Origin of the sequence: Streptomyces sp. NPDC127197 (assembly GCF_042672405.1) — a bacterium.
In the GTDB taxonomy this organism is placed as follows: domain Bacteria; phylum Actinomycetota; class Actinomycetes; order Streptomycetales; family Streptomycetaceae; genus Streptomyces; species Streptomyces flavusporus.
Genome location: NZ_JBHXVG010000022.1, coordinates 92,690 through 116,961 on the forward strand (window position 1 = coordinate 92,690; position 24,272 = coordinate 116,961).

Consider the following 24,272-nt stretch of genomic DNA (forward strand, 5'->3'; position numbering starts at 1 on the left):
TGAACGACCGGGGCCCGCGTCCCTCCACGCGGGATCGCCCGCCACCCTTGGGTGAGACACCGAAAACCCGGGGAGAGAACCGACATGCGATTCCGCTGCGCCGTGCTCGACGACCACCAGAACGTCGCGACCTCCGTCGCCGACTGGTCACCGGTGAGCGACCAGGTGGAGGTCGTCGCCTTCTCCGATCACTTCGCCACCGAGGACGAACTCGCCACGGCCCTCGCGGACTTCGACTTCGTGGTGACCCTGCGCGAACGCGTCCCCTTCCTGGCCACGCTCCTGAACCGCCTCCCCCGGCTGAAGCTGCTGATCGCCTCCGGCATGCGCAACTCGGTGATCGACTACGCCGCCGCCCGCGCAGGCGGCGTCACCGTGTGCGGCACGGAGAGCTCCTCCACTCCCCCGGTCGAACTCACCTGGGCCCTGCTGCTGGGCCTGGCCCGCGGAATCGTCCAGGAGAGCAACGCCCTGCGCGCCGGCGGCCCCTGGCAGTCGACGGTCGGCGCCGACCTGCACGGCCGCCGGCTCGGCCTGCTGGGCCTCGGCAAGATCGGCAGCCGGGTCGCCCGGATCGGCCTCGCCTTCGGCATGGAGATCACCGCCTGGAGTCAGAACCTCACCAAGGAGCGGGCGGACGAGGTCGGAGTGCACCGGTCCGCCACCAAGGAGGACCTCCTGGCGACCAGCGACTTCGTCTCCGTCCACCTGGCCCTCGGTGACCGCACCCGCGGCCTGCTCGGCTCCGCCGAACTCGCCCTCCTGAAGCCGACCGCCTACCTGATCAACACCTCCCGCGCGGCGATCGTCGACCAGGACGCCCTTCTCACCGCCCTGCACGAGGGCCGCATCGCCGGCGCGGCCGTCGACGTCTTCGACACGGAACCCCTCCCCACCGACCACCCGATGCGCACGGCCCCCCGCCTCCTGGCCACCCCGCACCTCGGCTACGTCACCCGGGCCAACTACGAGCGCTACTACGGCCAGGCCGTCGACAACATCCGTGCCTACCTCGCCGGAACCCCGGTACGCCTCCTCGGCTGACCCGCCCCGGCCATCTGACACAGCCAGGGCTCGAGGACAAGGCCATCCGTTCGATGCCTGTGCGCGGGCAGATCAGGTGGTGCAGGGCCGTGCCACGCAGGACCGCCCCGCAGATGGCCGGTCGCACCCTTGTACGCCGACGGGCAGACGAGCACACGAAGCTCCTGGCGGGCGCCGGTGCTCTCAGTCAAGAGCCCGTTGCCGCCAGGAGCTTCGTCGTTCGTACAGCCTGCGTCCGCCAACGCCCCGACCACACCGTTGGGCAGGAAGGGGCTCACCGAGTGGCGTTCAGGCCGCCGGTCAGAGGGAGACGCTGACGCTGGCGTGCTGGAACTGGCCGACGGTGCCGAGGACCTCGTTCTGGGCGGCGGCGGCCTGGGCCAGGAGAGACGAGTCGCTGACCGCCACGGAGCCGACGACGACGCTGGCGTGCGGGTTCAGGCCGCCGGAGACGTTGTCGAGCTCGGCGTCGGAGATCTCGACGGTCTCAACCTGGTGAGCGGAGTTCATGTTGATTTCCCTTCGTATGGATGATCCACAAGGGGGGTGGCCCCGCTGGGGACTGCTGGCGGGCCTCGACCGCAGGCACGCGGCGCCCGTTTCCGGAAACCGGTCGCGCGACCTCGCGGCGCAAAGGATCAAAGCACGGAGAGCGCCGGGCATCCAATCAACCGATGCTCTCATCAGGACAGTTGAACGTGCGGACTACGGCATCCGTGCAGGCATCCACACGAGTTGGGGACGGCTTCTCCACATGCTGCGCGACACCGGGACGTCACCGGTATTGCCACCGTGATCCGGAACGGGACACTCCACACGAACGGAGCGCCGTCCGGCAGGGGCATGTGCAGATTTCTCGCACACTGTGCCGCGGTAGCGCATTCGATGTGCAGATCCACAGAACCCGGAGTGGCACCGGCGTGGGCGACACCTTCATGCCCCGCCCGGAAGCCAGCGCGGAGCGTCAGCCGGACCCCGGTCCCGAACCGTCAATCGAGACCAGAATTGAGACCACGGACAGCCGAGCGGCCCGCGCCCGCCGCCGTCGCCGTATCCGCTGAACGAAAAAGCCCAGCTCAGACCGTGTCTGAGCTGGGCTTCACCGGAGCCGCCTTCGGGATTCGAACCCGAGACCTACGCATTACGAGTGCGTTGCTCTGGCCATCTGAGCTAAGGCGGCGCGCTGTCCGCACTATGGTGCGATCAGCAACGTCGGTAAGTCTACACAGATTCCGGCGGTGCTCCGTACCAGCCCCGGAGCCCGAGGATGCCGGGGCTGGTGACGTGCGTTATGAGCAGCGCTTTCCCTCCGCCGGAGGGGTGCCGCGCAGAAGGTACGCGTTGATCGTGCGGTCGATGCAGTCGCTGCCGCGGCCGTAGGCGGTGTGTCCGTCGCCCTGGTAGGAGAGGAGGCGGCCGGAGGAGAGCTGGCGGGACAGGGACTGGGCCCAGCGGTACGGAGTCGCCGGGTCCCGGGTGGTGCCGACCACGACGATCGGGGCGGCGCCCTTCGCCTCGATGCGCCTCGGCTCGCCGGTGGCCGCGACCGGCCAGTACGCGCAGTTCAGGGCGGCCCAGGCGAGGGTCTCGCCGAAGACCGGGGACGCCTTCTCGAAGGCGGGGAGCGCCGCACGGACCTGGTCCGGGGTGTCGAAGGCGGGCGGAAGGTCCAGACAGTTCACGGCGGCGTTGGCGAACATCAGGTTCGAGTATTCGCCGTCGGGGTCCCGCTCGTAGTACGTGTCGGACAGGGCCAGCAGACCCGCGCCGTCGTTCTCCTTCATCGCCGAGGTCAGCGCCTCGCGCAACTGCTGCCAGGCCCCCTCGTCGTACATCGCCGTGATCACGCCGGTGGTGCCGAGGGACTCGGTGAGCCTGCGGCCGTCCGCGTCGCCGGTGGGCAGCGGCCTCGCGTCGAGCTTGTCGAAGAACGCCTTCAGGTTGCGTCCGATCTGCTCCGGTGGCGTCCCCGGCCTGCCGAGAGGACAGTCGGTGTGCCGTACGCAGTCCTTCGCGAACGCGGTCAGCGCCGTCTCGAAGCCCGCCGTCTGGTCGAGGTTCAGCCGGCGTGCGGGCAGCGACGGGTCGATCGCGCCGTCCAGGACGAGCCGCCCCGCCCGCTGTGGGAAGAGCCCGGCGTACGTCGCTCCGAGGAACGTGCCGTACGACGCCCCCACATACGTCAGCTTCTCGTCCCCGAGGGCCGCCCGCAGGACGTCCATGTCCCGGGCCGCCTCGACTGTCGAAATGTGCCGCAGCAGCTCGGGCGACTGCTTGCCGCACCCTTCCGCGAACTCCTTGTAGGCGTCCACGAGTCCGTCGACCTCCCGCTTGTCGTCGGGCGTGACGTCGGTCTGCGTGTACCTGTCCATCTCTCGCGCGTCGAGACACTCGACGGGCTCGCTGCGGGCGACGCCGCGCGGATCGACCGCGACCAGGTCGTAGCGGGCGCGGACCTCCGCCGGGTAGCCGACACCGGCGTACGACTGGAGGTAGGTGATCGCGGAGCCGCCCGGTCCGCCCGGGTTCACCAGCAGCGAGCCCAGCCGTTTGCCCGGGCCTGTGGCCTTCTTGCGGGCCACGGCCAGCCGCACGTCGCCCTCGGCCGGCTCGGCGTAGTCGAGTGGCGCGCGCAGGGTGGCGCACTCGAAGCCGGAGACACCGCAGGCACGCCATTTCAGTTTCTGCCCGTAGTACGGAGCCAGGTCGGACGGGGTGGCCCGGGGCAGCGCGGTCAGCTCCGCCGCCCCGGCCGCGGAGGTCGCCGAACTCGTCGAGCTCCCGGAGGAACAGGCGGAGAGGAGCAGCGCCGCGACGGCGACGAGGGTGACTCCGGTACGGGACCTGGCACTGGACATGGTCCTTGACCAGCGGTGGGTGCGCCTTGTGTACATTTAGCGAGCGTAACGCTGTGCGATGAATTGGGCACGGCGTGTGCAGCTTGCGCCACGGACGAGTGCAGGCTGTCCCTCGAACGAGGTACGCCGTCAACACGACGCCCACGGCAAAGGGCTTCCCTCGTCGTGACCGGCACGCGGCAGGTGCGCCACCGCGGCCGGCCCACGCGGCCCACGGCAGGGCGGCCCACCCCGTCACCCCGATCTGAGCGCCAGCGTCATCGCCTCCACGGCCAGCAGAGGCGCCACATTGCGGTCGAGGGCGTCGCGGCAGGCGGCGATCGCCTCGATGCGGCGCAGGGTGGACTCCGGGGAGCTGCCGCGGGCGAGCCGCTCCAGGGTGTCCTCGGCGTCCGTGTTGGCGAGCGCGATCCGGGAGCCGAGCTGGAGGGCGAGGACATCGCGGTAGAAGGCGGTGAGGTCGGTGAGCGCGAGGTCGAGGCTGTCGCGCTGGGTACGCGTTCTGCGGCGCTTCTGCTTGTCCTCCAGCTCCTTCATCACGCCCGCCGTACCGCGCGGCATCCGGCCGCCCTGAGCCGCGCCCAGCGCTGCCCTCAGCTCCTCGGTCTCCTTGACGTCGATCTCCTCGGCGAGCTGTTTGGCGTCCTCCGCGGCCGCGTCGACCAGCTCCTGGGCGGCCTTGAGGCAGCCGCCGATGTCATCGATGCGGAGCGGCAGCTTCAGCACAGTGGCCCGGCGTTCTCGGGCAGCCGGGTCGGTGGCGAGTCGGCGGGCCCGGTCCACGTGCCCCTGCGTCGCACGGGCCGCCGCGGCCGCGACGTCCGGCTCGACGCCCTCGCGTCGTACGAGCATGTCGGCGACGGCGTCGACGGAGGGCGTGCGCAGGTTCAGGTGGCGGCAGCGGGAGCGGATGGTGGGCAGGACGTCTTCGAGCGAGGGGGCGCACAGCAGCCAGACCGTGCGGGGGGCGGGCTCCTCGACGGCCTTGAGGACGGCGTTGGCGGACTTCTCGTTCAGCCGCTCGGCGTCCTCGACGAGGATCACCTGCCAGCGGCCGTTCGCCGGTGAGGTGAACGACTTGCGCACCGTGTCCCGCATGTCGTCGACGAGGATCTGAGCGCCCACGGCCACGACGGTGGTGACATCGGCGTGGGTGCCGACCAGCGCCGTGTGACACCCGTCGCAGAAGCCGCAGCCGGGGGCGCCGCCCAGCGCGCGGTCGGGGCTCACGCACTGCAACGCGGCGGCGAACGCCCGCGCCACCTGCGTCCGCCCCGCCCCGGGCGGCCCGGTGAACAGCCAGGCGTGCGTCATTCTGGACGCCTCGGGCAGCGGGGCGTCGGCCGCGGCCGCAGTGACCAGGGCATCGGCGTCCCGGGCAGCGGCGGTGAGCTGCTCGCTCACCTTCTCCTGCCCGACGAGGTCGTCCCACACGCTCATGGGTCACGCCGCCCTTCCGTCACACTCCGCGGTACGCCATCCATTGTGGCGGCGACCACTGACAACGGAGCCCGCGCCGGCCGCCACCCCGCAGTTCAGCGGTCCCTGCCCCGCCCTCGACGGCCCTGCTCGTCGTCGTACGCGTCCTCGCGGGGCCCGAGCAGCTCGTCCGCCAGGGTGGGCAGATCGTCCAGCGGGGTCTCCTCGGCCCAGTCCGGCCGCGGGCGCCGCTGCGGCGTCCCCTCGGCGTCGACCTGGGGCAGCTCCCGCGTACGGTCCTCACCGCCGTCCGGTCCGGCCCCCGGCCGCTCGTCCCGGAAGAATCCCGGCGGAACCCGGTCCACGGGGTTCTCGCCCGGCACGGGAGGCAGCACCGCGGTCTCGTCCTCGGCGCCGGGCGCCACCGGCGGCAGCACAGCCGTCTCATCCGCCGAACCGACCGGCGGCAGCACAGCCGTCTCGTCCGCGGCACCCACCGGCGGCAGTACGGCCGTCTCGTCCGCCGCACCCTGAGGCGTGGACGGCTGCGGCAGTTCGGCAGTCACCTCGGAGTCACCGGAGGGCTCGTCAGCGCCCGGCGTTTCGTCCCGTACCGGCCGCAGGACCGTCGTCTCCTCCAGCGGTCCGCCCGTGGGCTTCACGACCGGCGTCGGGACGGTCGCCGCCTCCGGCGGGACCGATGGCGCGGCCGGAACCGTCGGCGGCCGGGGGCCCGCCGCGGCCGCCGCAGCAGCCTGCTCGGCCGCCCGCCGGGCCTCCTCGGCCCGCAACAGCGCATCCTCGGCCTTGCGCTGCTTCTCCAGTCGGCGTTCCTCAGCCTCGGCCCGCAGCCGGGCCTCCTCCTCGGCCTGCCTGCGGCGCCGTTCCTCCTCGGCCTTGCGCCGGGCCTCTTCCTCGGCCCGCGCCTTCTCCTCGGCCAGGAGCCGCACCCGCTCCTCCTCCGCCCGGCGGCGCGCTTCCTCGGCCCGCTGCCGGGCCTCCTCCGCCTGCCGTTCGGCCTCGCGCCGCTGCGCCTCCTCCAGCTCGCGCCGCTTGCGCTCCTCCTCCTCGGCGCGCAACCGCTCGAGCTGCTCCTGGCGCTCGCGCTCCAGGCGCTCCTCCTCAGCCTTGCGGGCGGCTTCTTCCTCGGCCTTGCGGCGGGCCTCCTCCTCGGCCTTCTTCCGCGCCTCCTCCTGGGCCTTCACCTCGGCCTCGGACAGGGGCAGCATCTGGTCCAGCCGGGCCCGGATCACCGTCGTCACGGCCTCGGGCTCCTGCCCGGCGTCGACGACCAGGTACCGCCCGGGGTCGGACGAGGCCAGCGTCAGGAAACCGGACCGCACGCGCGTGTGGAACTCGGCCGGCTCCGACTCCAGCCGGTCCGGCGCCTCCGTGAACCGCTCCCGCGCGGCCTCCGGCGAAACATCCAGCAGAACGGTCAGGTGCGGTACGAGCCCGTGCGTCGCCCACCGGTTGATGCGGGCGATTTCGGTCGGGGACAGGTCACGGCCCGCGCCCTGGTATGCCACCGAGGAATCGATATAGCGGTCGGAGATGACGACCGCGCCGCGCTCCAGCGCAGGCCGCACCACCGTGTCCACGTGTTCGGCGCGGTCCGCCGCATACAGCAGCGCTTCCGCCCGGTGCGAGAGCCCGGCGCTCGACACGTCCAGCAGGATCGACCGCAGCCGCTTGCCCACCGGGGTCGCCCCGGGCTCGCGGGTCAGCACGACCTCGTGGCCCTTGGCCCTTATCCACTCGGCGAGCGCCTCGGCCTGGGTGGACTTTCCGGCGCCGTCGCCGCCTTCCAGGGCGATGAAGAAACCGGAGGGCGTCGGAGCCTGCACCGGGTCGTCGCCGCCGAGCAGGGCGTCCCGCAGGTCGTGCCGCAGCGGTACGCCGGAGCGGTCGTCGAGCTTGGCCAGCACCAGCGCGGCCACCGGCAGCAGCAGCGCGCCGACCAGCATCAGCGTGAACGCCGCCCCGCCGTGCGCGAACACGAACTTGCCGTTCTCCAGCCGGTGCGGCCCGATCAGCGCCGCCACCAGGGGCGCGATCAGCGCGCCGAGCGCCACACAGACCCGTACCACCGCGTGCAGGTGCTCAGTGGTCCGGGCCCGCCGGAAGTCCTCGGTCTCCTGGTCGAGGAGCGCATGCCCGGTGTTGGCGGCCATGCCCGCGCCGATGCCGGCCAGCGCGGCGATCAGCAGCACAGTGGTGACGTCCGGGACGAGCCCGGCGGCCAGCAGCGCCACGCCGGTGAAGGCGATCGCCAGCGCGAGCATCCGACGCCGCGACAGTGACGTCAGCACCTTCGGTGCTGTACGGATGCCGACGGCGACACCGCCGGTCAGCGCGAGCACCAGCAGCCCGTACGTCACCGGGCCGCCGCCCAGGTCCTTGGCGTGCAGCACGGCGACGGCCACAGCGGCGGCGACCGCTCCGGCAACAGCGGCGCAGGCGAGCACCAGCAGCGGGATCGCGCCGGTGCGGCCCTTGTCGGCACCCGTGCCCGTCCTCGGGCGGCGCAGTCCCTCGAGCGGCGACCGCGCGCGCGGGGTACGCGTGCCGGGCAGCTCCAGGAAGGTCAGGACGGACAGGGACGCGGCGAACAGACCGGCCGCGACGTACGAACCGAGGGCCGCCTGGTGCTGGCCGAACCAGTCGATCCCCGCACCCAGCAGATTGTTGAACAATCCCGCGACCACGAGTGCGGCACCCGCCAGGGGGACCGTCACGAAGGTGGTGCGCAGCGACAGGCGGCGCAGCGCGTCCATGTGGTCCGGCAGCGGTCGTACGGTCGCGCCCTCCGGGGGCGGGGCCGGCAGCAGCGCGGGGGCGGCGCTTTCGCGGCAGACCGTCCAGAAGCGCTCGGCGACACCGGTGACGAAGACGGTCACCAGGAGCACGGCGAGAGCGTCCTGGGGCATCCAGTCGATCCACAGCGGCGCGACGATCAGCAGCGCGGCCCGCAGACCGTCCGCGCCGACCATGGTCCAGCGCCGGTCCAGCGGGCCGTCCTGGGAGGTGAGCGCGGTGAGCGGGCCGAGGAGCACGGCTCCGAAGAGCAGCGTCGCAAGGATGCGCACCCCGAACACGGTCGCCACTGCGAACGCCACGCCCCGGTAGCCCCCGCCGAACGACCCCTCGGCGATCGCCGCCTGGAGGACGAGGACGACCAGCACGAGAAGCGCGAGGACGTCACCGACCCCGCTCACCAGCTGCGCGCTCCACAACCGCTTCAGTTGCGGTCGGCGCAGCAGCGCACGGACGGCACGCTCGCGGGAGTCCGCGACCAGCGTGTCGTCGGGGGCGGGGTGATGGGCCGTTGGCTGCTCGGCTCGCGTCATGCGTTCAGCCTATCGGGCCGCGCCGACACTCCAGTGCGCATGCCCGAACGTCCGCACGCCCCGACACCGAAGTGATGCCGGGGCGTTCGTTTCGCGAATCCGCGGTGAGGGGCGGCCCGTTGCCGGCCGGCCTCGGTTCAGTCGTCCGACGCCGTCTTGGAAGCCGTCGCCTTCTTGACGGCCGTCTTCTTGGCCGTCGTGGTCTTCTTCGCGGCGGTCGTCTTCGCCGCGGTCGCCTTCTTGGCGGCGGTCTTCTTCGCGGCCGTCGCCTTCTTCGCAGGAGCCTTCTTGGCGGCCGCCTTCTTGGCCGTCTTCTTGGCGGGCCCCTTCGCACGCTTCTCGGCGAGGAGTTCGAAACCGCGCTCCGGGGTGATCCTCTCGACACTGTCGCCGGAGCGCAGGGTCGCGTTGGTCTCGCCGTCGGTGACGTACGGGCCGAAGCGACCGTCCTTGACGACGACCGGCTTGCCGCTGACCGGGTCCTCGCCCAGCTCCTTCAGCGGCGGCTTGGCGGCCGCACGGCCACGCTGCTTCGGCTGGGCGTAGATCGCCTGCGCCTCCTCCAGCGTGATCGTGAAGAGCTGGTCCTCGGACTGCAGCGACCGCGAGTCCGTGCCCTTCTTCAGATACGGGCCGTAGCGGCCGTTCTGCGCGGTGATCTCGACGCCGTCCGCGTCGGTGCCGACGACCCGCGGAAGCGACATCAGCTTCAGCGCGTCCTCAAGCGTCACCGTGTCCAGCGACATCGACTTGAACAGCGAGGCCGTACGCGGCTTGACGGCGTTCTTGCCCGTCTTCGGGGTGCCCTCGGGCAGCACCTCGGTGACGTACGGACCGTAGCGGCCGTCCTTGGCGACGATCGTGTGGCCGGTCTCCGGGTCCGTGCCCAGCTCGAAGTCGCCGCTCGGCTTGGCGAGCAGCTCCTCCGCGAGCTCGACGGTGAGCTCGTCCGGAGCCAGGTCGGACGGGATGTCGGCGCGCTGGTGGCCCTCGGAGTCCTTCTCACCGCGCTCGATGTACGGCCCGTAGCGGCCGACGCGCAGCACGATGTCGTTGCCCACCGGGAACGAGGACACCTCGCGCGCGTCGATCGCGCCCAGGTCGGTCACCAGCTCCTTGAGGCCGCCGAGGTGGTCCCCGTCGCCGTTTCCGGCGTCCGCGGCACCGCCCGCACCCGTGCCTTCGCCGAAGTAGAACCGCTTCAGCCACGGCACAGCCTGCGCCTCGCCGCGTGCGATGCGGTCGAGATCGTCCTCCATCTTCGCGGTGAAGTCGTAGTCGACGAGCCGCCCGAAGTGCTTCTCCAGGAGGTTGACCACGGCGAAGGACAGGAAGGACGGGACGAGTGCCGTGCCCTTCTTGAACACATAGCCGCGGTCGAGGATCGTGCCGATGATCGACGCGTACGTCGACGGGCGGCCGATCTCGCGCTCTTCCAGCTCCTTGACCAGCGAGGCCTCGGTGTAGCGGGCCGGGGGCTTGGTGGCGTGCCCGTCGACCGTGATCTCCTCGGCCGACAGCGGGTCGCCCTCGCCGACCTGCGGCAGCCGGCGCTCGCGGTCGTCCAGCTCGGCGTTCGGGTCGTCGGCGCCCTCGACGTAGGCCTTCAGGAAGCCGTGGAAGGTGATCGTCTTGCCGGACGCGCTGAACTCGACGTCCCGGCCGTCGGCCGCGGTGCCGCCGATCTTCACCGTGACGGAGTTGCCCGTCGCGTCCTTCATCTGGGAGGCGACCGTCCGCTTCCAGATCAGCTCGTACAGCTTGAACTGGTCACCGGTCAGCCCCGTCTCGGCCGGCGTACGGAAACGATCACCCGAGGGGCGGATCGCCTCGTGCGCCTCCTGCGCGTTCTTGACCTTTCCTGCATACGTCCGCGGCTGCGGCGGCAGGTAGTCGGCGCCGTACAGCTGCGTGACCTGGGCGCGGGCGGCGGCGATCGCCGTGTCGCTCAGCGTCGTGGAGTCCGTACGCATGTACGTGATGTAGCCGTTCTCGTACAGCTTCTGCGCGATCTGCATTGTGGCCTTCGCACCGAAGCCGAGCTTGCGGCTGGCCTCCTGCTGCAGCGTCGTCGTACGGAACGGGGCGTACGGCGAGCGGCGGTACGGCTTGGACTCGACGGACCGGACGGAGAACCGGGTGTCCTCCAGGGCGGCGGCGAGGGCGCGGGCGTTCGCCTCGTCGAGGTGGAGGGTGTTCGCGCTCTTGAGCTGTCCCAGCGAGTCGAAGTCGCGGCCCTGCGCAACCCGCCTGCCGTCGACGGTCTGGAGACGGGCGACCAGCGACGAGGGGTCCGACGAGTCCCCTGCGCGGCCGGTCGCGAAGGTGCCCGTCAGGTCCCAGTACTCAGCCGAACGAAACGCGATGCGCTCGCGTTCCCGCTCCACCACGAGCCGGGTCGCGACCGACTGGACGCGGCCGGCCGACAGGCGCGGCATGACCTTCTTCCACAGGACCGGCGACACCTCGTAGCCGTAGAGGCGGTCGAGGATGCGGCGGGTCTCCTGGGCGTCGACCAGCTTCTGGTTGAGCTGGCGCGGATTGGCCACGGCCTCCCGGATCGCGTCCTTGGTGATCTCGTGGAACACCATGCGCTTGACCGGGATCTTCGGCTTGAGGACCTCCTGGAGGTGCCAGGCGATGGCCTCGCCCTCCCGGTCCTCATCGGTGGCGAGGAAGAGCTCGTCGGAGTCCTTCAGCAGGTCCTTGAGCTTCTTGACCTGCGCCTTCTTGTCGGCGTTGACCACATAGATCGGCTGGAAGTCGTGCTCGACGTCCACACCGAGGCGCCGGACCTCGCCGGTGTACTTCTCCGGCACCTCCGCGGCGCCGTTGGGGAGGTCGCGGATGTGCCCGACGCTCGCCTCGACGACGTATCCGGGGCCGAGGTAGCCCTTGATCGTCTTCGCCTTGGCAGGCGACTCGACGATGACGAGTCGGCGGCCGCCCTGTGCGGTCTCGCTGGTCGGGGACAACTTCGCTCTTCTCTCCGGTCGACGCTGGGCCTCCCCAGGCCTTGCTCCCGGGGTCGGGGCACCTCTCATGGCTGACGCTGCGGAGTGTGACGGTACATCCCGCCCCCGTGTCAAACGGGAAAAGCCCACAACGGCCACTCGAACGGTAACCCGACTACCGCCATTCCTGCCGCCCGGAGTGTCCACCGATCCGATCCGCCGATCCGGAGCGTGACCTCTCAATTACCCAGGTGAACGCGCCACCGGCGGCCTCAGAGGCGGGTGAAGCACCACGTCCCGAGGGCCAGCGCGATCACCGCGACGACACTCGCGACGGTCGCCGATGCGACGGGACTCACACCGTGAGCGACGGGCTCGCGGCGGTGCACCCGGGTCGCCGTCCACACCAGCAGTCCGCCTCCGAACAGGGCGAACACCAGTCCCGCGAAGATCACCGGTCCGCTCTCCATGGCTCCCCGTGCCCCTTTTCTCCCGTTCGCGAGTGTGCAGTCCCGGGAGGTTGACACGCGCAGGCTGCGCCCAGGCGAACCTGACGTGAACGCGGGGCCGACGGACCCGTGCATCCGCCTTCAGTTGACCCCGGGGATATTTTTTCGGCTGATTTCAGCCGATCTCAGACTTCGCCGGGTGGCGGTATCTTTCCGGTCGTCTTCTTGTCGTCGATCCGGCTCACGGTGCACACGACCTTGTTGAAACCGGCCTCCCAGTCCTCCTCGTCGGCCACCCAGCCGTAGACGGTCCGCTCCGCGCCGGGCGCCCAGGTGGATTCGAACTTGTTCTCGCACAGCTCGGTCGCGTTGTCGCTGCCCTTGGCGTAGCTCATGCTCGCGGGGGCCTGCACGGTCCCGATGACCTGTTCCGTGTGCGGCTTGTCGCAGTCGGTGAGGGGCGCCTCGTAGCCGTCGTCCAGTTCCTTGTAGGTCCAGCAGTCGCCGATGCTCATCTGGCCGACCCACAGGTCCGTGCCCGCGTCGCGGAACCGGCCCACTTCGCCGCCTATCGCGGCATGACGGCCGAGTACGAGACATGCCGTACCACTGCCCGCCGTGGTGAAGCCCTCCTCGGTCGGCAGCACGGCGTAGACGTCCGCGTCCGGCAGCGCGTCGACGACCGTGCGGCTCTGCTCCTCGCACCGTTTCGCGCCGTTGGCGCGCGCGTCGGCGTGGTCCGTGGCCGTCTCGATGCTCAGGACTTGGCCATCCGGCCAGTCCTCGGCGCAGTCGACCACGCCTAGATTCGGGGACGACTTGAACGGCGCCCCCGTCCAGACCGCCTGCACACAGTCACCGGCTTCCAGCGGCCTGGTCAGGCCGACCACGTCCCCGTACGGCAGCACGGGCTCGGTCGGCGACGGCGACCCCTTCGTGCTGGGCGACGGCGACTTCCCCGCCGCGTTGTCGGTGCCCTTCTCGTCTCCGCCGGTCAGCGAGACGGCCGCCCAGGTGCCGCCGGCGATCACGAGGACGGCGGCGACGACGAGGGCGACGAGCGCGAGGCGCTTTCGGGCGCCTTTGGGTGCCGGTGCCGAAGGCCCGTCGCCGCCGCGACCTGGGTCGGCCGGCCCCCAGGAACCGCCCGTGTACGTCGGGGAACCGCTGCCCGCCGCGTACGGCGGCTGCCCGCCGCCGACGTAGAGGGAGCCGGGCGCCTGCGCGTAGGGGTTGCCCCGGTCGTAGGGACCCTGCGGGGCGGGCGGTGGCCAGGCGCCGTGCGCCGACCCGCCGGGTGTGGCCGCACCGCCGTCCTGGGCGCCGGACCCCGGCGTGTCCGGGCCCCAGCCGCCGCCGGGAGCGCCCGCGGGAGTATTCGGCGTCGGTGGCGCGCCCGGCGTCTGCGGAGCCGACGGCGTACCAGGGTTCCCGGGACCGCCCGCACCCTCCGCGGGAGGCGGTCCGAACGCGCCCGGCGGTGGGCCGAAGGCGCCGGCTCCCGCCAACGCGCCCGCGCCCTGCCCTGCCGACCCTGCAGGACCGGCATCCGGCATCCCCTGTGCCACGCGCTCCAGGCTGCGCGCGACCACGTCCGGCGCGGACCTGCGCAGCGGGTCCTTGACGAGCAACCCGTGCAGGACGGGCGCCAGTTGGCCCGCACGGGCCGGCGGCGTCGGTTCCTCCCCGAGCAGGGCCGTCAGAATCGCGTACTCGTCATCGCGGTCGAAGGGGCCGCGCCCCTCCACGGCGGTGTACAGCGTGGCGCCCAGGGAGAACAGGTCGGCGGCCGGGGTGGGCGGCTCACCGCGGGCACGCTCGGGGGCGAGGTAGCCAGGGGTGCCGAGGATGCCCGCGGTCGCGGTGATCCTGGGCTCGCGGGATCCCGGTTGCAGCGCGATGCCGTAGTCGGTGAGCAGCACGCGCGCGTACGGGTCGCCGGAAGAGTTGGGGGCCAGAAGGATGTTGGCCGGTTTCACATCCCTGTGGAGGATGCCGATGCGGTGCCCGGTGTTGAGCGCGTCGAGCACGGCGAGGCCGATACGGGCCGCCTGCGCGGGCGGCATCGGCCCCGAACTCCGGATCACCGCCTGCAGATCGACCGCGTCAGGCACGTACTCCATGACGATCCACGGCAATCCCTCGTGCTCCACCACGTCGTGCACCGTCGCCACATGCGGATGACCGCGCAGGCGTGCCGCGTGCCGGGCCTCGCTGCGGGCCCGTGCGATGCGCTGGGCGGGCTCGCTCGCGTCCATCGGCACATCCGGAAGCGCGATCTCCTTCATCGCGACTTCGCACGCCAACTCCTCGTCGTGCGCGAGCCATACGCGACCCATGCCGCCCGCGCCGAGTGTGCGCAGCAGCCGGTACCGGCCGTTGATCACCCGGCCCTCACCCTGGTCCGGCGTCTCCCCCGCCATCACGCCTCCCCCGAGACAGCGCGCCTCCCCGAGGACGCGTCCGAGTCTGTCTCTCGAAGGTAGCTTCGCACGCGCCACTGACAGGAGACCTTCACAGGATCAATCCCGGAAGATCTGCTCGCACCAAGTCCACGCGCCTCATGAGTCACTCAAACCTCAGAGGCAACACACCAAGCAACTCACGCCCGCCGTCACTCCGGCGTACGCCCCACCCTCACGCGCCCCCGAGCGGGGCGTACGGCCCCGGGCCGACGATCACCCCGCCGGCTCAAGAAACCCCTGCTCCACCAGCAACCGAATCTGTGCCGGTGTCCGATCCCGCAGCAACACCGGGTCCTCACCCACCAGTTGGGCGATGGCGTCCAGGATCCGGCCCGCGGTCAGGGAACCGTCGCAGACGCCCGCGAAGCCCGCACCGACCGTGTCCACCTTCGTGGCCCGGCGCATACCGCGGTTCTGACGCAGCACCACATGCTCCGGGTCCTCGGCGCCGGGGAGCCCGACCTGCTCCTGGACGACCTCCGCGGCGAGCCGGAAGCGCTCTTCGAGCAGGGCGGCGTCATCGCGTGCCCGCAGGTAGTCGAGACGTTCGAAGTGCGCCCGGACCGTGTCACCGAGCGGCTGTTCGACCGGATGCGGCCACTCCTCCACGGCGATGGAGGGCACCGCGGCCCCCGACTTGCGCAGGGTGATCCACCCGAACCCCACGGCCTTCACCTTGCGCGCCTCGAACTCGTCCAGCCAGGCGTCGTACCGCGCCTCGTACTCGGCCACGTCACCGCGGTGGTCGCCCGCATCCCGCAGCCACAGCTCGGCGTACTGCGTGACGTCCTGCACCTCGCGCTGCACGATCCACGCGTCGCACCCGAGCGGCACCCACGACCGCAGCCGCTCCTGCCAGTCCTCCTCCTCCACGTGCTGCCAGTTGGCGAGGAACTGCGCGAATCCGCCCCTGTTCAGGCGGGCGCCCGCCTGTTGAACGAGCGAGCGGCACAGATCGTCCCCGCCCATTCCGCCGTCGCGGTACGTCAGCCGGGCGCCGGGAGAGATCACGAAGGGCGGATTGGACACGATCAGGTCGTACTTCTCGTCGTCCCGGATCGGCTCGAAGAGCGATCCCTCGCGCAGGTCCGCGGCGGGGGCGCCGGACAGCGCGAGCGTGAGCGCGGCGATGTGCAGCGCCCGTGGATTCACATCGGTCGCCGTCACGCGCGTGGCGTGCTGGGCGGCGTGCAGGGCCTGGATGCCGGAGCCGGTGCCCAGGTCGAGGGCCGTGGCCACGGGCGTACGGACGGTGAGCCCGGCCAGGGTGGTGGAGGCACCGCCCACGCCCAGGACGACGCCTTCGTCCCGTCGCCCGATCCCCCCTGCCCCACCGACCGCGCATCCCAGGTCGGACACGATGAACCAGTCCTCGCCGGCCGACCCGCCGTACGGCCGTACATCCACGGTCGCGGCGAGCTCGTCCCCGCCGACCCGCGTGAGCCACCCGCTCTCCAGGCACTCGGCGACGGGCAGAACCCCCTCCACGCGCGCGTGCGGCACGGGCTGCTGGAGCAGGAACAGCCGTACGAGCATCTCCAGCGGCGTGTCCCCGCGGGTCGCCCGGAGTGCGGGCACGGTCTCGCCGCGGGCCAGCGCCGCGTACGCGGGGGCGCCGAGCAGTTCGAGCAGTCCGTCGGCGGTGAAGGCGGACCCCAGCAGGGCGTCGCGCAGCCGAGCGGTGACGTCGGGACGGTCGGCGGAGGGCAGCGGGGAGAGGCTGGCGTTACTCACATCCCCCATTGTGACCGCGTCGGACGGTCACCGCGCACGGCTCACCGCGGTGACACAGCGGCGGCAGACGAACGTCAGCCCTGCGTCACGGACGGCGAGGCGGATGCGCCCTGGCAACTCTCCTGCTGGGCCATCGCCTGTCCGACCTCGCCCTCCTCCAGGGTCCTGAGCGCGTCGTTGCCGCTCTGGCTGAGCTTGTCCAGCTCGGTGGCGATGCCCTTGAGGCCGTCGGCGAACTTGGCCTGGTCCTTGGTGTCGAGCGCGTCGACCTGCTTCCTCAGGGAGGCGTACGACGAGGAGATGCCGTTGAGCTCCTTGACCGCGTCCTGCTGCTTCTTCTCGCCGTTCTCGACGTCCGGCGGGCCGGCCTTGTTCACGGCGGTCCCGATCGCCTTGTAGGCGTCGGACATGTCCTGGAAGGCCTGCGCGTCGGTCTTCTGGACCTCCGCCGGCGTGCTGCGGTCCGAGGTCTCCTTCTGGATCGCGGCGTTCGCGGCCGCGATCTTCTTCGCCTGCGGCTGCACGGCGTCGCAGACCTGCTTGGCCCAGGCATCCAGCTTCTCGTTGCCGTCGTCGCCGCCGCATCCCGACAGCGCCAGTACCAGTACCGCACCGCCGGACAGTGCGGCCGCGAGCTTCTTGTTCACCGGATTGGTCCCTTCCATGGCTCTCGGCCCCGGAACATACACGCCAAGCGGGCGACAACCGCATGACGAGCGTCCAATATGACCATAATTACGTCATTCGCGCCAGGAGAGAGAAGGCTCACGGCGAGAGCGTGAACACAGCGGGGCGGGCGGGCGGCGCGTCAACACGCGCCTCCCGCCCGCCCTTTGAGCTGGGCTTTGTCCGACAGCCTACGAAACCACCGCAGTGTCGGCCGACTTGGAGCTCCGGTCGGGCTCTTCGTCCCCCATGGCGATGCCGCGCCGCTTGGAGACGTACACCGCGCCGACGATCACCACAAGGGCGAGCACCGCGATCAGAATCCGTACGCCGAGGTTCTCGTCGTCGCCGTAGCTGAACTTGATGACGGCGGGCGCGATGAGCAGCGACACCAGGTTCATCACCTTCAGCAACGGGTTGATCGCGGGACCGGCGGTGTCCTTGAACGGGTCGCCGACCGTGTCACCGATCACCGTCGCGGCGTGCGCCTCGCTGCCCTTGCCGCCGTGGTGGCCGTCCTCGACGAGCTTCTTGGCATTGTCCCAGGCGCCGCCGGAGTTGGCGAGGAACACCGCCATCAGCGTGCCGGCCCCGATCGCGCCCGCCAGATACGCGCCGAGGGCGCCGACGCCGAGCGTGAAGCCGATGAAGATCGGCGCCATGACCGCGAGCAGACCCGGCGTGGCCAGCTCCCTGAGCGCGTCCCTCGTGCAGATGTCGACGACTTTTCCGTACTCCGGTTTCTCGGTGTAGTCCATGATCCCGGGCCGCTCACGGAACTGCCGCCGCACCTCGAACACCACCGAACCCGCCGACCGCGACACCGCATTGATCGCCAGCCCGGAGAAGAGGAAGACGACCGCCGCCCCCGCAATGAGGCCGACGAGGTTGTTGGGCTGCGAGATGTCCATCGCCAGCGTCATCGGCGAGCCCTCACCGCTGAGCTTCTCGCCCACGTCCCGTGCGCCCGTGGTGATCGCATCGCGGTACGACCCGAAGAGCGCCGACGCCGCCAGGACGGCGGTGGCGATGGCGATGCCCTTGGTGATGGCCTTGGTGGTGTTGCCCACCGCGTCCAGGTTGGTGAGCACCTGTGCGCCCGCGCCCTTGACGTCCCCGGACATCTCGGCGATGCCCTGGGCGTTGTCGGAGACCGGCCCGAAGGTGTCCATGGCGACGATCACGCCGACCGTGGTGAGCAGGCCGGTGCCGGCCAGCGCGACCGCGAACAGCGCCAGCATGATCGACGTACCGCCGAGCAGGAAGGCCCCGTAGACGCCGAGGCCGATCAGCAGAGCGGTGTAGACGGCCGATTCGAGGCCGACCGAGATACCGGCGAGGATGACGGTGGCAGGGCCGGTGAGCGAGGTCTTGCCGATGTCCTTCACCGGGCGCCGGTTGGTCTCGGTGAAGTAGCCGGTGAGCTGCTGGATCACGGCGGCGAGCAGGATGCCGATCGCCACCGCGACGAGCGCCAGGATCCGCGGGTCGCCGTCCTTGGCCCGGATCGCGGCGTCGGTGACGCCGTCGAGGTCGGCGTACGACGACGGCAGATAGACGAACACGGCGATCGCCACCAGGACGAGCGAGATCACCGCGGAGATGAAGAAGCCACGGTTGATCGCACTCATCCCGCTGCGGTCGGCGCGGCGCGGCGCCACGGCGAAGATGCCGATCATCGCGGTGATCACGCCGATCGCGGGGACGAGCAGCGGGAACGCCAGCCCGGCGTCGCCGAAGGCCGCCGTGCCCAGGATCAGCGCGGCCACCAGGGTGACGGCGTACGACTCGAAGAGGTCGGCCGCCATCCCGGCACAGTCGCCGACGTTGTCGCCCACGTTGTCGGCGATGGTCGCGGCATTGCGCGGATCGTCCTCCGGAATGCCCTTCTCGACCTTGCCGACCAGGTCGGCGCCGACGTCGGCGGCCTTGGTGAAGATGCCGCCGCCGACACGCATGAACATGGCGATGAGCGCGGCCCCGAGGCCGAAGCCCTCGAGCACCTTCGGCGCGTCGGCTGTGTACACCAGCACCACACAGGAGGCGCCCAGCAGACCGAGCCCCACCGTGAACATGCCGACGACGCCGCCCGTACGGAAAGCGATCTTCATGGCTTTGTGCGAGACGAGGGTGAGATCCTTTTCCGGCTCACCCTCCGCCGGAGTCGCTTCCCGGGCCGCCGCGGCGACCCGCACGTTACTGCGTACGGCGAGCCACATGCCGATATAGCCGGTGGCTGCCGAGAACGCCGCGCCGATCAAGAAGAACACCGATCGTCCGGCGCGCTGATTCCAGTCGTCCGCGGGCAGCAGCATGAGCAGGAAGAACACGACGACGGCGAATACGCCGAGCGTGCGCAGCTGCCGGGCCAGATAGGCGTTCGCGCCTTCCTGGATGGCCGCTGCGATCTTCTTCATGCTGTCGGTGCCCTCGCCCGCCGCGAGCACCTGGCGCAACAGCACGCCGGCGACCACGAGCGCAGCCAACGCGACGGCCGCGATGACCATCACCATGACGCGGTTGTCGTCGGTCAGCACTGCGGCTGCGAAGGTTGTGGTGTGGTCTGCGGTGTGGTCCAACCGATGAGGGGTAGAAAGCCCCGCCATTCGTCCTCCTTGACGCTTGGGCTGAGCTCAAGATGTGGACGGATTGTAGGGAGCCGGACCTGATCAAAACAGGGCGCGGCAAACGGAATTCGCCTTCACATGCTCTGGAGCAAATGATCGCAGGAGACCGAGGAACCCGAAAGTCGTAATGCCCCAGACGCGTTGGACGCTTGATCAAATTCCGTCCACTGATCAAGGCCGCGGAGCAGCGATTGATCGTGAATTCCTTCACGAATTCCGGCGCCTTTTGCGAAAAACACCCGAGGGCCCTGCTCAGCAGGGCCCTCGGGTGTACGGCTGTTCGGGTTGTGTGTCAGGGGAGCGCCGCGGCCGGCGGCGGAGTGGTCGGCCACGTCATACGGATCAGGCCACCGTGCTCCCCGGTGGAAACCTCCACATCGTCGACCAGGCCGCTGATGACGGCGAGGCCCATCTCGTCCTCCTCGGCCTCCGCGTCGGGGTCGTCGGCGGCGGCTCCGGGTTCTCCGCCCCCAGGGACGGCGTGCGGCGCCTCGTCGCCGACCTCGATGGAGAACTGTTTCTCCTCTTCGATCAGCGCCACCTTCACCGGCGCCGTGATCCCACTGCTCTGGTGCAGGCCCACGGCACGGGAGCAGGCCTCGCCGACAGCGAGCCTGACCTCGTCGAGGACGGCCTCGTCCACCCCGGCCCTGCGCGCCACCGCCGCCGCCACCAGTCGGGCGGTCCTGACGTGCTCGGGCAGCGCGCTGAAGCGGAGTTCGACGGTGGCCATGCATCCCCCTCGGAGCTACGGGCGTGCTGTCAGAGGGCCGGGCCGCCGACAGCCCAGCCCCCGTCTTCAACTCTCTCTTCCGCCCCGGGCACACGGCGCCCGGGGCGGTGATCAGTCGGTGGCCGCCACCGCTTCCTCGACCGAGGTGTGGATCGGGAACACCTTGGTGAGGCCGGTGATACGGAAAATCTTGAGAATGCGCTCCTGGTTGCAGACCAGGCGCAGTGAGCCCTCATGGGCCCGCACTCGCTTCAGGCCGCCGACCAGCACGCCGAGCCCGGTGGAGTCGAGGAAGTCCACGCCCTCCATGTCGACGACGAGGTGGAAACTGCCGTCGTTCACCAGCTCGACCAGCTGCTCGCGCAGCTTGGGCGCGGTATATACGTCGATTTCGCCACCGACCCTGACGATCGTGCGATCGCCGATGGTCTCGGTCGACAGGGACAGGTCCACGGATCCTCCAGCACCTTGCTATCGAGCGGTCGTCCTCGGGACATCTCGGCAGAGCCCCCTGGACGGTTCGCCAGCCGCGATGGCATTCAATCACTTACCGGCAGGCGTGCACGACGCCTTGGACCCATTGTCCGTCACGCCGGTGACACACTCGGTGCCGATGGCCAAGAATCACCGATCCGATCGAACCCCGACGGACACCGCCTCCCGCCCCGCGCCGGGCACGGTCCTGGACCGGCTCGCCTCGGGGCCGAGCCGGGCTTCGCGCATCACTCATACGGAGCACTTGCCCCCGCGGGCGGGCCGCCATGCAGTCTGGCCCGACCGGATCCGCTCCGAGGTCATCGCGGCGGTGCAGGCCGCGGGCATCGAACACCCCTGGGCCCACCAGGCCCGGGCGGCCGAGCACGCCCTGGACGGCGACTCGGTCGTCGTCGCCACCGGCACGGCGTCGGGCAAGTCCCTGGCCTACCTCGTCCCCGTTCTCTCGACGCTCCTGGACGGCTCGGCGGCTCCGAACGGCCGCGGCGCCACGGCCCTCTATCTGGCCCCCACGAAGGCACTTGCGGCGGACCAGTGCCGAGCCGTGAAGGAACTTTCACATCCCCTGGGCCAGGCGGTACGGCCAGCCGTGTACGACGGCGACACCCCGTTCGAGGAACGCGAGTGGATCCGCCAGTACGCCACGTACGTCCTCACCAACCCCGACATGCTGCACCGCGGCATATTGCCGTCCCACCCACGCTGGGCCTCCTTCCTGAAGTCGCTGAAGTACGTCGTCATCGACGAGTGCCACACCTACCGCGGCGTCTTCGGCTCGCACGTCGCCCAGGTGCTGCGCAGGCTGCGCAGACTGTGCGCGCGCTACGGCGCGTCGCCGGTCTTCCTGCTGGCCTCCGCGACCGCCGCCGAGCCCGCCGTGGCCGCCCGCCGCCTCACCGGCCTCCCGGTGGTGGAGGTCGCCGACGACGCCTCCCCGCGCGGTGAGCTGGTGTTCGCCCTCTGGGAGCCCCCGCTCACCGAGATGCGGGGCGAGAAGGGCGCGCCGGTACGGCGCACGGCGACCGCCGAGACGGCCGACCTGCTCACCGACCTCACCGTGCAGGGCGTGCGCTCCGTCGCCTTCGTACGCTCCCGGCGCGGCGCCGAGCTGATCTCCGTGATCGCCCAGGAGCGGCTCGCGGAGATCGACCGCTCGCTGTCCCGGCGCGTGGCCGCGTACCGCGGCGGCTACCTCCCGGAGGAGCGCCGTGCCCTGGAGCGCGCCCTGCACTCCGGCGAGCTCCTCGGACTGGCCGCGACCACCGCCCTGGAACTGGGCGTCGACGTCTCGGGCCTGGACGCGGTCGTGATCGCCGGATATCCCGGCACGCGCGCGTCCCTGTGGCAGCAGGCCGGCCGGGCGGGCCGCTCGGGCCAGGGCGCCCTGGCCGTCCTGGTCGCCCGTGACGACCCACTGGACACGTTCCTGGTCCACCATCCGGAGGCCCTGTTCGACCAACCGGTGGAATCCACGGTCCTCGACCCCGACAACCCCTACGTCCTCGCACCCCATCTGTGCGCCGCCGCCGAGGAGCTCCCCCTGGTCGAGGACGACCTGGAGCTGTTCGGCCCCGCATGCGCAGAGCTGCTCCCGCAGCTGGAGGCCGCGAAGCTGCTGCGCCGCCGGACGAAGGCCTGGCACTGGACCCGCCGGGAGCGGGCGGCCGACCTGGCCGACATCCGCGGCGAGGGCGGCCGACCCGTCCAGATCGTCGAGGCCGGCACCGGCCGGCTGCTGGGCACGGTGGACGCCGCCGCCGCGCACACGACCGTGCACGAGGGCGCCGTCCACCTCCACCAGGGCCGTACGTATCTGGTCCGCTTCCTCGACCTGGACGACTCGGTCGCCCTGGTCGAGGAGGCCGACCCGCCGTACTCGACGGTCGCCCGCGACACGACGTCGATCTCCGTGCTGGAGACGGACCTCGAGATCCCCTGGGGCGAGGGCCGCCTGTGCTACGGCTCCGTCGAGGTCACCAACCAGGTCGTCTCCTTTCTCCGCCGCCGCCTCATCACCGGCGAGGTCCTGGGCGAGACCAAACTCGACCTCCCTCCTCGTACGCTCCGCACGCGCGCGGTGTGGTGGACGGTCACCGAGGACCAGCTGGACGAGGCCCGCATCAGCCCGGAGATCCTCGGTGGCGCGCTGCACGCCGCCGAGCATGCGTCCATCGGCATGCTGCCGCTGTTCGCGACCTGCGACCGCTGGGACATCGGCGGCGTGTCCGTCCCGCTGCACCCGGACACGCTCCTGCCGACGGTCTTCGTGTACGACGGCCATCCCGGCGGCGCGGGCTTCGCGGAGCGCGCCTTCCACACCGCCCGCGCCTGGCTCACCGCCACCCGCCAGGCCATCGCCTCCTGCGAGTGCGACGCCGGCTGCCCGTCCTGCATCCAGTCCCCCAAGTGCGGCAACGGCAACGATCCGCTGCACAAACGGGGAGCAGTGCGGTTGCTCACGGTGCTGTTGCGGGGGGCGCCTTGGGAGAAGGCGGGGGAGCCGGAAGGTCCGTCGGCGGGACCGGCCCCGCAGGACCCGCCCGCGCCCTGACCTCCGCCGCGAACGGCCCCCGCCCGGCCGCCGCCGTCACGTCCGAGACCTCACCCACGAGCACGCACCGCACCAGCCGCGTGCCCTGCGCCCGCGCCACCCGGTCCGCCCGGGCGCAGGCCGCCGTGCCGCCCTGCGCCCAGTGGTCCGCTGCGGCAAGGGCCGCGAGGTCAGCGCCGCCGGCCGCGCGATGCCGGGTCACGACGGCCTGCCCCAGAGCGAGTACGACGCCGAACACCACACACAGGACGGCGATCGCACCGACGCTCCAGACGGTGGCGGACCCGCGGTCCGATTCACCGCCCCTCATCCGCCCACCTCCGCCGTCTCCTCGGCGGCCGCGACGGCCTCCTCCCGTACCTCGTAGGACAGACCGCCCAGCGCCGGCGCCTCGGCCACCACGACGACCCGGACCTGATCGCCCTCCCGGCTGAGCGTGACCTTCGCCCCGGGCGGGGCAGCCTCGCGGGCCACTTCGACGACCGCGTCGTGCGGGTCCTGCCGGGCCGCCGCACGGGCGCCCGTCCGTGCCGCGTCCACGCACTGGATCTGCGCGGCCACGACGAGCAGCCCCCACACCAGTCCCATCGCAAACATCACCAGCACGGGCAGCACCACGGCCGCTTCCGCCGTCACGAACCCCTGGTCCGCACGCCGCGCACGCCGCTCACATCCGCGCATCGAGGGCATCCTTCACGATCTTCTGCAGCTCCGCGCTGACCTGCCCGCTCGTCACCACCTTGTAGAGAAGCACCGCGAAGGCCACCGCCGCGACAATTCCCACCGCGTACTCGGAGGTGACCATTCCGGCCTCCTTCCGCCCGCCGCGCATCCCGCACCCCAGTGCGCGCACACGCGCCCGTACTGCCTTGTTCATCTCAACCCCCGTGAGGTTCCTTGTCGTTGATCGCTTGCCGACCATTGGTT

The 24,272-nt window shown here is 71.0% G+C and carries 17 protein-coding genes and 1 tRNA gene; 2 read left to right on the top strand and 16 right to left on the bottom strand.

Features of this window, described 5'->3' with window-relative positions:
- The first annotated feature begins 84 nt into the window (after nucleotides 1–84).
- Nucleotides 85–1,044: a D-2-hydroxyacid dehydrogenase family protein gene (locus ACFVJQ_RS29455; protein WP_385788477.1), complete on the top strand. Its 960-nt coding sequence runs from the start codon at nucleotides 85–87 to the stop codon at nucleotides 1,042–1,044.
- A gap of 300 nt (nucleotides 1,045–1,344) precedes the next feature.
- Here the strand turns inward: ACFVJQ_RS29455 and ACFVJQ_RS29460 are convergent, their stop codons facing one another.
- From ACFVJQ_RS29460 to bldG, 13 genes are all read right to left on the bottom strand, one after another.
- Nucleotides 1,345–1,554: a hypothetical protein gene (locus ACFVJQ_RS29460; protein ID WP_385788480.1), complete on the bottom strand. Its 210-nt coding sequence runs from the start codon at nucleotides 1,552–1,554 to the stop codon at nucleotides 1,345–1,347.
- Nucleotides 1,555–2,150: 596 nt separating this feature from the next.
- Nucleotides 2,151–2,224: transfer RNA gene (locus ACFVJQ_RS29465), tRNA-Thr, on the bottom strand.
- A gap of 109 nt (nucleotides 2,225–2,333) precedes the next feature.
- Nucleotides 2,334–3,938, bottom strand: coding sequence for an alpha/beta hydrolase (locus ACFVJQ_RS29470; protein ID WP_385788483.1), 1,605 nt, complete (start codon nucleotides 3,936–3,938; stop codon nucleotides 2,334–2,336).
- 198 nt (nucleotides 3,939–4,136) lie between these two features.
- The gene (locus tag ACFVJQ_RS29475) at nucleotides 4,137–5,342 is read right to left on the bottom strand and encodes a DNA polymerase III subunit delta' (RefSeq protein ID WP_385513250.1); all 1,206 of its coding nucleotides are present in this window, start codon (nucleotides 5,340–5,342) and stop codon (nucleotides 4,137–4,139) included.
- A 95-nt stretch (nucleotides 5,343–5,437) separates the two neighbouring features.
- Complete coding sequence (tmk, locus tag ACFVJQ_RS29480) at nucleotides 5,438–8,671, bottom strand: dTMP kinase (protein ID WP_385788486.1); 3,234 nt, start codon at nucleotides 8,669–8,671, stop codon at nucleotides 5,438–5,440.
- 137 nt (nucleotides 8,672–8,808) lie between these two features.
- Nucleotides 8,809–11,646 carry a type I DNA topoisomerase gene (gene topA, locus ACFVJQ_RS29485; protein ID WP_385513252.1) on the bottom strand — a complete coding sequence of 946 codons (2,838 nt, stop codon included), beginning with the start codon at nucleotides 11,644–11,646 and terminating at the stop codon, nucleotides 8,809–8,811.
- Nucleotides 11,647–11,897: 251 nt separating this feature from the next.
- Nucleotides 11,898–12,095: a hypothetical protein gene (locus ACFVJQ_RS29490; RefSeq protein ID WP_385513253.1), complete on the bottom strand. Its 198-nt coding sequence runs from the start codon at nucleotides 12,093–12,095 to the stop codon at nucleotides 11,898–11,900.
- 164 nt (nucleotides 12,096–12,259) lie between these two features.
- Nucleotides 12,260–14,497: a protein kinase gene (locus ACFVJQ_RS29495; protein ID WP_385788490.1), complete on the bottom strand. Its 2,238-nt coding sequence runs from the start codon at nucleotides 14,495–14,497 to the stop codon at nucleotides 12,260–12,262.
- 255 nt (nucleotides 14,498–14,752) lie between these two features.
- Complete coding sequence (locus ACFVJQ_RS29500) at nucleotides 14,753–16,273, bottom strand: methyltransferase (RefSeq protein WP_385513255.1); 1,521 nt, start codon at nucleotides 16,271–16,273, stop codon at nucleotides 14,753–14,755.
- A gap of 74 nt (nucleotides 16,274–16,347) precedes the next feature.
- Complete coding sequence (locus tag ACFVJQ_RS29505) at nucleotides 16,348–16,938, bottom strand: small secreted protein (protein ID WP_385788493.1); 591 nt, start codon at nucleotides 16,936–16,938, stop codon at nucleotides 16,348–16,350.
- A 192-nt stretch (nucleotides 16,939–17,130) separates the two neighbouring features.
- Nucleotides 17,131–19,545, bottom strand: coding sequence for a sodium-translocating pyrophosphatase (locus ACFVJQ_RS29510; protein WP_385513257.1), 2,415 nt, complete (start codon nucleotides 19,543–19,545; stop codon nucleotides 17,131–17,133).
- A 313-nt stretch (nucleotides 19,546–19,858) separates the two neighbouring features.
- A complete protein-coding gene (locus ACFVJQ_RS29515) occupies nucleotides 19,859–20,299 on the bottom strand; it encodes an ATP-binding protein (protein WP_385513258.1) in 441 nt (146 codons plus the stop codon).
- A gap of 111 nt (nucleotides 20,300–20,410) precedes the next feature.
- Complete coding sequence (gene bldG / locus ACFVJQ_RS29520; protein WP_024885807.1) at nucleotides 20,411–20,752, bottom strand: anti-sigma factor antagonist BldG; 342 nt, start codon at nucleotides 20,750–20,752, stop codon at nucleotides 20,411–20,413.
- Between the two features lie 79 nt (nucleotides 20,753–20,831).
- On the opposite strand from bldG, the gene ACFVJQ_RS29525 reads away from it, so the two are divergent.
- Nucleotides 20,832–23,345 (top strand): DEAD/DEAH box helicase, encoded by a 2,514-nt coding sequence (locus ACFVJQ_RS29525; protein WP_385513259.1) that lies wholly within the window; start codon nucleotides 20,832–20,834, stop codon nucleotides 23,343–23,345.
- On the opposite strand, the gene ACFVJQ_RS29530 is transcribed toward ACFVJQ_RS29525, so the two are convergent.
- The 3 genes from ACFVJQ_RS29530 to ACFVJQ_RS29540 are packed head-to-tail and all read right to left on the bottom strand — an operon-like array spanning nucleotide 23,251 to nucleotide 24,222.
- A complete protein-coding gene (locus ACFVJQ_RS29530) occupies nucleotides 23,251–23,655 on the bottom strand; it encodes an Rv3654c family TadE-like protein (RefSeq protein ID WP_385513260.1) in 405 nt (134 codons plus the stop codon). The genes ACFVJQ_RS29525 and ACFVJQ_RS29530 overlap by 95 nt on opposite strands.
- The gene (locus ACFVJQ_RS29535) at nucleotides 23,652–24,026 is read right to left on the bottom strand and encodes a TadE family type IV pilus minor pilin (RefSeq protein ID WP_385513261.1); all 375 of its coding nucleotides are present in this window, start codon (nucleotides 24,024–24,026) and stop codon (nucleotides 23,652–23,654) included. The genes ACFVJQ_RS29530 and ACFVJQ_RS29535 overlap by 4 nt, the downstream gene beginning before the upstream one ends.
- Entirely contained in the window at nucleotides 24,013–24,222 is a 210-nt protein-coding gene (locus tag ACFVJQ_RS29540) for a DUF4244 domain-containing protein (RefSeq protein WP_385513262.1), read from the bottom strand. Before ACFVJQ_RS29540 ends, ACFVJQ_RS29535 begins: the two co-directional genes overlap by 14 nt.
- Nucleotides 24,223–24,272: the final 50 nt, after the last annotated feature.